A 9,686-nucleotide genomic window follows, 5' to 3' on the forward strand; every position below is an offset into this window, starting at 1 on the left:
GGTTGTACGCGGCCGTCGCGGCGGGCGGCTTCAGGCGGTACGCGACCTATCGGGCGGCCACGGTGGCCGGGGTGTTCACCAATACCGTCTTCGGCGTCATCCTCGTGTACACGTATCTGGCGCTGTGGGACGAGAAACCGCATCTCGGAGGGTACGACCAGGCCCAGGCCGTGACGTACGTCTGGCTGGGGCAGTGCCTCTACGCGACCCTGGCGATCCAGGGCGGGGGCGCCGAGAAGGACCTGATGGAGCGCATCCGCACCGGTGAGATCGCCGTCGACCTCTACCGGCCGGCCGACCTCCAGCTGTGGTGGCTGGCCGGCGACGTGGGGCGGGCGCTGTTCCAGATGCTGGGGCGGGGCGTGATCCCGTTCGCGTTCGGCGCGGTCTTCTTCCCCATGGCCCTGCCGACGTCGGTCACCCCCTGGCTGGCCTTCACGGTCACGCTCCTGCTGGCGACGGTGGTCAGCTTCGCGATCCGCTACCTCGTGGCCCTGAGCGTGTTCTGGCTGATGGACGGCATGGGCGTCAACCAGGTCCTGATGGTCACGGGGATCTTCTTCTCGGGCATGGTGCTGCCGCTGAACGCCTTCCCCGGGATGCTCGGCGAGGTCGTGCGGGTGCTGCCGTGGGCGGCGCAGATCCAGATGCCGGCGGATGTGCTGATGGGGGAGACCGACCCGCTGCGGGCGTTCGCCTTCCAGGCGGCGTGGGCGGTGGCGCTGCTGGCGGCGGGACGGCTGCTGCAGTCGGCCGCGACCCGCCGGGTGGTGGTCCAGGGTGGGTGAGCGCGGTGCCGTGGCCGAGGGGCTGCGGGCCTATCGGCTGATCGCCGGGATGTGGATCCGGTCCAGCATGACCTACCGCACCTCCTTCGTCGTCACGGTGCTCGGCAACCTCACGGTGACCGGCCTGGACTTCGTGGGGATCCTGCTGATGTTCTCGCAGGTCGACTCCCTCGGCGGCTGGTCCCTGCCCGAGGTCGCCTTCCTCTACGGGCTGTCGGTGACGGCGTTCGGGATCGCCGACCTGCTGCTCGGCTCGATGGACGTCCTGGGCGCCCGGATGCGCGACGGGTCGTTCGACACGCTGCTGGTGCGGCCCGCGCCGGTGCTCGCCCAGGTCGGAGCCGACCGCTTCGCGCTGCGCCGCCTCGGCCGGATCACCCAGGGCGCCGTGGTGCTGTGCTGGGCGCTGCTCTCGGTGGACATCGACTGGAGTGCGGCGAAGGTGCTGCTGGTGCCGGTGATGGTGATCAGCGGCGCGGCGATCTTCTCGGCGGTGTTCGTGGCGGGCGCGGCCTTCCAGATCTTCGCGCAGGACGCCGCCGAGGTGCAGAACGCGTTCACGTACGGCGGGACCACGCTGCTGCAGTATCCGCCGAGCGTGTTCGGTAAGGACCTGGTGCGCGGTGTGACCTTCATGGTGCCGCTCGCCTTCGTCAACTGGGTCCCGGCCGCCTATGTGCTGGGGCGGCCGTACCCCATCGGCCTGCCGTCCTGGGCGGCGTTCGCCTCGCCCCTGGTGGCGGTGGCCTGCTGTGCGCTGGCGGGGGCGGCGTGGCGGACGGGGCTTCGTTCGTACCGGAGTACAGGGAGCTGAAGTGACCGAGACGGACCGCGCCTTCATCGAACTCGACGGTGTCGAGAAGGTCTTCGACGTACGCAAGAAGACCGGCTTCATGAAGCGGGAGCGGCGGCAGGTCCGGGCCGTCGACTCGATCTCCTTCCGGGTGGAACGCGGCGAGATGGTCGGCTACATCGGCCCGAACGGCGCCGGTAAGTCGACCACGATCAAGATGCTGACCGGCATCCTCACCCCGAGCGCCGGCCGGCTGCGGGTAGCGGGCATCGATCCTTCCCGCGAACGCACGCGCCTCGCGCACCGCATCGGTGTGGTGTTCGGGCAGCGGACGACGCTGTGGTGGGACCTGCCGCTGGTCGACTCCTACCGGCTGATGCACCGTATGTACCGGATCCCGGACGCCCGTTACCGCGAGAACCTCGACCGTCTGGTCGAACTCCTCGACCTGGCCGACCTGCTGGACGTGCCGGTACGTCAGCTCTCCCTGGGCCAGCGGATGCGCGGCGACATCGCGGCGGCCCTGCTGCACGACCCGGAGGTGCTGTACCTCGACGAGCCGACCATCGGTCTCGACGTCGTCTCCAAGTCCAAGGTGCGGGAGTTCCTGCGGGAGATGAACGCCGAGCGCGGCACGACGGTGCTGCTCACCACGCACGACCTGCAGGACATCGAGCAGCTCTGCAAACGGGTGATGGTCATCGACCACGGGCGCATGATGTACGACGGTCCGCTCGCCGGGCTGCACGAGGCGGGGGAGGGCGAGCGGACGCTGGTGGTGGACTTCGAGCGGGAACTGCCCCCGATCGACGCCCCGGCACCCGCCCGGGTCGTCCGGGTGGACGGGCCGCGGCAGTGGCTGGCGTTCCCGGCGGCGGAGTCGGCGGCGCCGCTGGTGGCGCGGATCGCGGCGGAGTACCCGCTGGTCGACCTGTCGGTGCGGGAGCCGGACATCGAGGCAGTGATCGCGAAAATGTACGAAGAGCGCGCGACCGCATAGTGCCCGGGACCGGTAACTCGTAGGCTGCTGTACATGACCGACGACGCAGTCCCGGACCTCCGAGCCTCCGACGCCGACCGTGAACGGGTCGCCGGCATCCTGCGGGACGCTGTGGCCGAGGGACGTCTCGACATGACGGAGTTCGAGGAGCGGCTGGACGCGACGTACCAGGCGCGGACGTACGGGGAACTCGTGCCGATCACCCGGGACCTGCCGGGCGCGGGCGTCGCTGTGCCCGCCGTGTCGCTGAGCAAGGAGCCCGCCACGGGGTCCGACTGGCCCGGGCGGATCGTCGGCGGCGAGGGCTCCTCGACCTGGGCCGTCGCCGTGATGTCCGGCTTCCAGCGCAAGGGGCACTGGACGATGCCCCGGCGGTTCACCTGTCTGGCCTTCTGGGGCGGCGGGGAGATCGATCTGCGCGAGGCGAACTTCGCGGAGCGCGAGGTCGAGGTCAACGCGATCGCGATCATGGGCGGGGTGGATGTCATCGTGCCGCCCGGCGTCGAGGTCGTGGTGCGCGGCGTCGGGATCATGGGCGGTTTCGACCACCAGGAGGACGGCGTACCCGGGGAGCCGGGGGCGCCGCGCGTGATCGTGACCGGGTTCGCCCTCTGGGGCGGCGTCGGGGTCCAGCGGAAGGTGACCCGGGCGGAGAAGCAGCGGCTCAAGGAGGAGCGGCGGCGGGAGAAGCTGGAGCGGCGGAGCAACGGCGAGTACTGAGCGTCGTCGGCCAGTACTCGGCGTCGTCCTCCTACAGCTCGGCCGGTGCGGACCCCTTCAGGGTCTCCAGGTCGAACTCCTCGGCCATCCGCGCGTACCCCTTGTCGCTGGGGTGCAGATGGTCGCCCGAGTCGTAGTCGGCGCGCAGCCGGCGCGGGTCGTAGGGGTCGCGCAGTGCCTTGTCGAAGTCGGCCACCGCGTCGTAGACCCGGCCCGCCCGGATCTCGGCGTTGATCTGCTGCCGGACCGACTCCCGCTGGTCCGTGTAGCCGCGGTGCCCGTAGAACGGCATCAGGGTCGCGCCGACGACCTTCATGCCGCGGGCGTGAGCCTGGCCCACCATCGTGCGCAGGCCGTCGAGTATCGCGTTCGGGTCGGCGAGCCGCGGGTTGCGCAGGATGTCGTTGACGCCGAGGTCGATGACGACGACCTTGGCGTTCGTGCGCTCCAGCACGTCCCGGCCGAAGCGGTTGAGCCCGCTGGGGTTGTCGGCCGGGCGGCCCAGCCCGTCCGTGAGGACCCGGTTGCCGCTGATGCCCTGGTTGACGACGCTGTAGCGGGGCAGGTCCCGCCCGGCGGCGATCTCCGTGCGCAGCCGCTCGGACAGCACGTCGGTCCACCGGTTGTTGGCGCCCAGGGTGGACGTGATGCCGTCGGTGAGGGAGTCGCCGAGGACGACGACCGTGCCGTCGGACTCGTTGCTCAGCACGTCCAGCGCCGTCACATAGCGCCAGTACGTGCTCCGCTCGGTGTACGGCGTGCCCGTGGTGTCCTGGGCCTGGTCGCCCTGCGCGACGTAGGACGTCTGCCGGGCGTGCGGGTGGTACGTCACCGGGCCGGAGCTGGTCGGTGTGTACGTGGTGATCAGGACGTCGGCGTCGGACGGGATGACGACGCGCACGACGTCGCTCATCACCTGCCGGCCGGGCGGGATGACCACCGTGGGGCCGCCGTTGAAGGTGAGCGGGCGCAGGGTGTCCGAGAGCGCGGCCGGCGTACCGCTGCCGGCGGCGACCGCGATCGAGGCGCGCGTGATGCTCAGCGGCGACTGGCCGTAGAGATTGGACAGCGTCACGCGGGCACTCGTACCGCCGACGCTGGTGTGGACGACATTGCGTACCGAACGGTCCGCCATGCCGGTCGCCTCGGTGCCGGGCTCGGCGCCCGCCGGTGAGGTCGACCAGGTGCCCACCCAGGTGCCGGTCGAGGCGGGGGCGGCGGAATTGTTCGGAAGACGGCCGTCTGCCCGGGTGTTCCGGGTCTGCGTGCCGTCGTCGGTCGCCACTCCGACATATATGGCGGCGGAAAGGGCCACAACCGCTGCGACGATCGCCGCGAGCAGGGCGTAACCACGACCCCGGGTCATGCTGTGCAGTTCTCCTCAGGCGATGGGAGCCCAAGGCTCCGATCTGATGTGCCCATGATGCGTCATGGGCAGGGGGAAGCTGACAGGACCCCTGGCATTAACCCCCTTCCGACAGACGCCGGGAACTCCTGTTCCGTTCCAGTAGTCGGTCAGGAAGGGACAATGTGTGCGGGATCACCGAGCGGGTGGAGCGGATGGAACGGATGAAAGTGGAAGAAAAGGGCGGCGTCGAGGGGCAGCATGCCCGCCCCGGCCCCGCCGTGAACCGTGCGATGACGAGCTTCAGCCCGGCGGACGAGGAGAAACAGCGCGGCGTACGCCGGATGAAACTCACCGCCACCGGTCTCCTGCTGTTCGTGGCCGTGGTCTACATCCTGGCCAAGTGGGCCCAGAACTCCGGCGCCGGCCCCTGGGCGGGCTATGTCGCCGCCGCCTCCGAGGCCGGCATGGTCGGCGCGCTCGCCGACTGGTTCGCCGTCACCGCCCTCTTCCGCCACCCCCTCGGCATCCCCATCCCGCACACCGCGATCATCCCCACCAAGAAGGACCAGCTCGGCGTCTCCCTCGGCGAGTTCGTCGGCGAGAACTTCCTCTCCGAGGGCGTCGTACGGCAGCGGCTGCGCGCCGTCGGCATCGGCAGCCGCCTCGGCGCCTGGCTCGCCGTCCCCGAGCACGCCGACCGGGTCACGGCGGAGCTCTCCACCGCCCTGCGCGGCGCCCTGACCGTCCTGCGCGACTCCGATGTCCAGGCCGTCGTCGGCGAGGCCATCACCCGGCGCGCCAACGCCCAGGAGATCGGGCCCGGCATCGGCAAGATGCTGGAGAAGGTCGTCGCCGACGGCGGCCACAAACGCGTCGTCGACCTCGTCGTCACCCGCGCGCACGACTGGCTGGTCCTGCACAGCGACTCCGTGATGGACGCCGTGCAGGGCGGCGCCCCCGGCTGGACCCCGAAGTTCGTCGACAAGAAGGTCGGCGAGCGCGTCTACAAGGAGCTGCTGCGCTTCGTCACCGAGATGCGCGACATGCCCGCCCACCCCGCGCGCGGCGCCCTCGACCGCTTCCTCACCGACTTCGCCTCCGATCTCCAGTCCGACACCGAGACCCGCGCCCGCGTCGAGCGGCTCAAGGGCGAGGTGCTGGGCCGCGGCGAGGTCCAGGACCTCATCGCCAGCGCCTGGACGGCCGTACGATCCATGATCGTCGCCGCGGCGGAGGACGAGCGCAGCGAGCTGCGGCTGCGCGTCCGGTCCTCGCTGCTGTCGCTCGGCTCCCGGATGGCGGCCGAGCGCAAGGTGCAGGACAAGGTCGACAAGTGGGTGGAGGACGCGGCCGTCTACGTCGTCACCACCTACCGCAAGGAGATCACCTCCCTGATCACGGACACCGTGGCGAGCTGGGACGCCGAGCACACCACACGCAAGATCGAGGCGAACATCGGCCGCGACCTCCAGTTCATCCGGATCAACGGCACGGTGGTGGGATCGCTGGCGGGGCTGCTGATCTATACGGTGTCGCACGCGCTGGGGGCGTAGGGCGCAGGGCTGTGGGTGGGGCGCCCCGGGTGCGACGGGTTCGGTCCGGGGCGTCCTGCTTCGGGCGTAAGAAGGCCCGGTCAGGGCACTCGAACCGGGTTCCGCTCGATGAGGAGGGGGCCCATGGGCACTGCGCAGGCCGGGACCGGCCGAACCATCACCACCGACATCCCCGCCCGCCTCGACCGCCTCCCGTGGTCGCACTGGCACTGGACGATCGTGTTCGGCCTCGGCACCGTGTGGATCCTCGACGGCCTCGAAGTCACCGTCGTCGGCAACATCGCCAGCCGCCTGTCGGAGCCCGACAGCGGCCTGCCCATCACCTCCGGCCAGGTCACCGGCATGGCGGCCGCCCTGTATGTGGCCGGAGCCTGCATCGGCGCCCTGTTCTGGGGCCGCCTCACCGACAAATGGGGCCGCAAGAAGCTCTTCATGATCACCCTGGCGGTGTATCTGGGGGCGACGGCGCTGACCGCCATCTCCTTCGACACCTGGTGGTTCTTCCTCTTCCGCTTCCTCACCGGCTTCGGCATCGGCGGCGAGTACGCGGCCATCAACTCCGCGATCGACGAGCTGATCCCCAAGGAGTACCGGGGCCGCACCGACCTGATGATCAACGGCAGCTTCTGGCTGGGCGCGGTCGGAGGTTCCCTGCTGTCGATCGTCGCGCTGGACACCGACATCTTCGCGGCGAACGTCGGCTGGCGCCTGACCTTCGCGCTCGGCGCGGTCCTGGCCCTGGTGATCCTGCTGGTCCGCCGGCACGTCCCGGAGAGCCCCCGCTGGCTGCTGATCCACGGCCGCGACGACGAGGCGGAACGCATCGTCTCCTCCATCGAACGCACCATCGAAGAAGAACGGGGTGAGCCGCTCCCGGCCCCCGAGGGCGAGATCACCATCCACCAGCGCCGCAGCGTCTCCTTCCTGGAGATCGGCCGCACCGTCTTGTCCGACTACCGCCGCCGCGCGATCCTCGGCTTCGCCCTCTTCATCGGCCAGGCCTTCCTCTACAACGCGATCACCTTCGGCTTCGGCGCGATCCTCACGACGTTCTTCGACGTCCCGAGCGGCAACACCGGCTACTACTTCGCCGTCATCGCACTCGGCAACTTCTTCGGCCCGCTGCTCCTCGGCAAACTCTTCGACACGGTCGGCCGCCGGATCATGATCTCCGGCACCTACCTGCTCTCCGGCCTGCTCCTCTTCGGCACGGCCTGGCTCTTCGACCAGGGCTCCCTCAGCGCGAGCACCATGACGGCCTGCTGGTGCGCGGTCCTCTTCTTCGCCTCGGCGGGAGCCTCCAGCGCCTACCTGACGGTGTCCGAGGTCTTCCCGATGGAGACCCGCGCCATGTCCATCGCCTTCTTCTACGCCATCGGCACAGCCGCCGGCGGCATCAGCGGCCCCCTCCTCTTCGCCGACCTCACAGCCACCGGCAAGGTCGCCGACACAGCCCTCGCCTTCCAGATCGGGGCGGCGCTGATGTGCCTGGCGGGGCTGGCGGCGGCGATCCTCGCGGTGAAGGCGGAGCGGCGGTCCTTGGAGGACATCGCGAAGCCGCTGACGGCTGCGGCGGCGGAGAAGTCGTAGCGGGCGTGGGTGCCGGGGCTGCGAGCGGCGGTTCGCGGGGCTGCGGGCTTGGGGTACCGCCCTGGCTGGGGCCCGCCGCACTGCCGCCTTGGCTGCGGGCTCGCCCAACTGCCCTAGCTGCGGGCATGCGTGCCGCTAGGGGCGGCACGGGTGGGCGCAGCGGCACCCCGCCGCGCCGGGCTGCGCGCCCACCCGCGCCTCAGCCTCAACCCGCAGCACCCCCGCAACGCACCAGCACCTACTTGGCCCCACCCCGCCGCCGAAGCATCAGCACCCCACCCCCCACAGCCGCAACACCGGCCGCCGCAACCCACCCGACCCCACTCCCGCCCCCGGTGGCAGCGAGGTCACGTTCCCCACCGTGGGACACAGCGGCACCTGCCGCCCCCTGCGGTCGGTCCCCACCGGCCCCACCGGACGCCGCCGGACTCGGACGCGCCCCCGTAGACCCGTCGTCCGCCCGCCCCCGCGTAAACGCCAACGTCCCGAACCCAAGCTGGTCGAACCCCCCACTGTTGGGCCCGTAATCCCCACCCCCACCCTCCGGCGCAGCCTTCGCCGCAGCCCGTGTCACATACGACGCCGACAACCCCCGCCGCTTGGTGTAGTGCTGGGCGATCATCGCCCAGATGGGCCGGGTCATCCCCGGATCCACCGCCGCCGCGTCGGATGCCGTCTCACTCCCCGACCACCCCCCGATCGCCCCCTTCCTCCGCGTGTTGGCCGTATACGGAACATCACCCCCGAGGCTCCACTTGGCCACATACTCCGCGCCCTTGAGGAACCGGCTGTCGTCGTAGCCGTACAGATCGATGCCCTGGTTCCACGCCATCTCGCACACCGTGCCCATCAGCCCGACCCCGAGCAGCGCATGCCCCTGATCGCGCCCGGCCTCGACCCACTCCGCGAGCCCGTCCTCGTGCACGACGGGAATGGCATGCCGAACCGACCCCATCCCGTCCCCGTGCTTGAAGTACTCCACGGCCCGCCCGACCGCCGCCCGGTCGTCGCAGAAGATCCCGGTCGCGAGCACACAGGCGAGGGCCGTCAGATCCCAGTTGGGCCAGTAGTTGGTGACGACCGCGTTGTTGTGATGCCTCAGGAAGTCGTCACTGAGCGGAAAGAAGACATCCGACAGCAGCTCCTGAGCCCGCCCGAGCTCGAAGTCGTCGCGGTCACGCACGAGTTCCGCCGCGTTGGCGAACTGATACCCGTACAACCCCGCCGCCAGAAACCGATCGGCCGAGCCCTGGATCGACGTCAGCTTCCCCGACCAGGCGTTCAGGATCGCCACGGCGGTCTCGGCATGCGCCTCCTCGCCGCTGACGTGGTACCGCAGGGCGTTCTGGTAGGCGGCATGGATGTCGTTGTAGAGGGCCGCGTAGTTCTGGGGCGACCCCGCCCCGCGATACACCGTCGCCTGCGGATCGGCCCGCCAGTCGCTCTGCGCGTGCCGGTTGGCGGTGAGCTTGGCGAACCCGGCCGCGTAGGGCCTCGCGCCCGCCTTCACCTTCGCCGCCATACGGTCCAGGTCGGCCCGCGTGTGCAGCAACCCCGGGTGGGCGAAGGGGGCGTCGGCGGCGGAGGCCGGGGCCGCGAGGGCGACCGTACCGATTCCGATACCGGCGCCCGCCGCACCCGCTGCTTTCAACATGCTCCGGCGGCTGATCTGTCGTGTCACGTCGTCGTACCTCAGCGTCGTAAGTCGCGTGCCTGTGGGGGACGCTGAGGAGACGGCGGGTGGTGACGGCGATAACAAAAACTGCGGTACAGTTGATCTGCATCCGGCCGCCGGAACTCCGGCCGAAGGATCGTGCGTTGGTGGTCCAAGGAAAGACGCCCCGCTTCCTGCGGGGAAATGCAGGTGCAAGGCCTGCCCGGCGCTCCACAACAA

Annotated in this window: 8 protein-coding genes; 6 read left to right on the forward strand and 2 right to left on the reverse strand. The window is 70.3% G+C overall.

The window, feature by feature from the left end; genetic code table 11:
* Positions 1 to 2: 2 nt before the first annotated feature.
* Genes KJK29_RS23585 through KJK29_RS23600 form a run of 4 tightly spaced genes read left to right on the forward strand, consistent with a single transcriptional unit; the run spans position 3 to position 3,301 of the window.
* Entirely contained in the window at positions 3 to 788 is a 786-nt protein-coding gene (locus KJK29_RS23585) for an ABC transporter permease (protein ID WP_215124428.1), read from the forward strand.
* Between the two features lie 49 nt (positions 789 to 837).
* Complete coding sequence (locus tag KJK29_RS23590; protein ID WP_370869208.1) at positions 838 to 1,602, forward strand: ABC transporter permease; 765 nt, start codon at positions 838 to 840, stop codon at positions 1,600 to 1,602.
* A 1-nt stretch (position 1,603) separates the two neighbouring features.
* Positions 1,604 to 2,581, forward strand: a complete 978-nt coding sequence (locus tag KJK29_RS23595) for an ABC transporter ATP-binding protein (protein ID WP_215121121.1) — start codon at positions 1,604 to 1,606, stop codon at positions 2,579 to 2,581.
* A gap of 33 nt (positions 2,582 to 2,614) precedes the next feature.
* Positions 2,615 to 3,301 carry a DUF1707 SHOCT-like domain-containing protein gene (locus tag KJK29_RS23600; protein ID WP_215121122.1) on the forward strand — a complete coding sequence of 229 codons (687 nt, stop codon included), beginning with the start codon at positions 2,615 to 2,617 and terminating at the stop codon, positions 3,299 to 3,301.
* Positions 3,302 to 3,332: 31 nt separating this feature from the next.
* On the opposite strand, the gene KJK29_RS23605 is transcribed toward KJK29_RS23600, so the two are convergent.
* Positions 3,333 to 4,667 (reverse strand): SGNH/GDSL hydrolase family protein, encoded by a 1,335-nt coding sequence (locus tag KJK29_RS23605; RefSeq protein ID WP_215121123.1) that lies wholly within the window; start codon positions 4,665 to 4,667, stop codon positions 3,333 to 3,335.
* A gap of 194 nt (positions 4,668 to 4,861) precedes the next feature.
* Between KJK29_RS23605 and KJK29_RS23610 the strand changes: the two genes are divergently transcribed.
* Together KJK29_RS23610 and KJK29_RS23615 are read left to right on the forward strand one after the other, a co-directional pair.
* Positions 4,862 to 6,202, forward strand: a complete 1,341-nt coding sequence (locus tag KJK29_RS23610) for a DUF445 domain-containing protein (RefSeq protein ID WP_251057916.1) — start codon at positions 4,862 to 4,864, stop codon at positions 6,200 to 6,202.
* 123 nt (positions 6,203 to 6,325) lie between these two features.
* Positions 6,326 to 7,792, forward strand: a complete 1,467-nt coding sequence (locus tag KJK29_RS23615; protein ID WP_215121125.1) for an MFS transporter — start codon at positions 6,326 to 6,328, stop codon at positions 7,790 to 7,792.
* 238 nt (positions 7,793 to 8,030) lie between these two features.
* Here KJK29_RS23615 and KJK29_RS23620 read toward each other — a convergent pair whose 3' ends face one another.
* Complete coding sequence (locus KJK29_RS23620; RefSeq protein WP_215124429.1) at positions 8,031 to 9,446, reverse strand: alginate lyase family protein; 1,416 nt, start codon at positions 9,444 to 9,446, stop codon at positions 8,031 to 8,033.
* Positions 9,447 to 9,686 lie beyond the last annotated feature (240 nt).

This window comes from Streptomyces koelreuteriae, from assembly GCF_018604545.1.
In the GTDB taxonomy this organism is placed as follows: domain Bacteria; phylum Actinomycetota; class Actinomycetes; order Streptomycetales; family Streptomycetaceae; genus Streptomyces; species Streptomyces koelreuteriae.

Coding starts and splice junctions, on each gene's coding strand:
- KJK29_RS23590 (WP_370869208.1), top strand. CDS start 838: ATGTGGATCCGGTCCAGCATGACCTACCGCACCTCCTTCGTCGTCACG.
- KJK29_RS23620 (WP_215124429.1), bottom strand. CDS start 9,446: ATGTTGAAAGCAGCGGGTGCGGCGGGCGCCGGTATCGGAATCGGTACG.
- KJK29_RS23605 (WP_215121123.1), bottom strand. CDS start 4,667: ATGACCCGGGGTCGTGGTTACGCCCTGCTCGCGGCGATCGTCGCAGCG.
- KJK29_RS23600 (WP_215121122.1), top strand. CDS start 2,615: ATGACCGACGACGCAGTCCCGGACCTCCGAGCCTCCGACGCCGACCGT.
- KJK29_RS23610 (WP_251057916.1), top strand. CDS start 4,862: ATGGAACGGATGAAAGTGGAAGAAAAGGGCGGCGTCGAGGGGCAGCAT.
- KJK29_RS23615 (WP_215121125.1), top strand. CDS start 6,326: ATGGGCACTGCGCAGGCCGGGACCGGCCGAACCATCACCACCGACATC.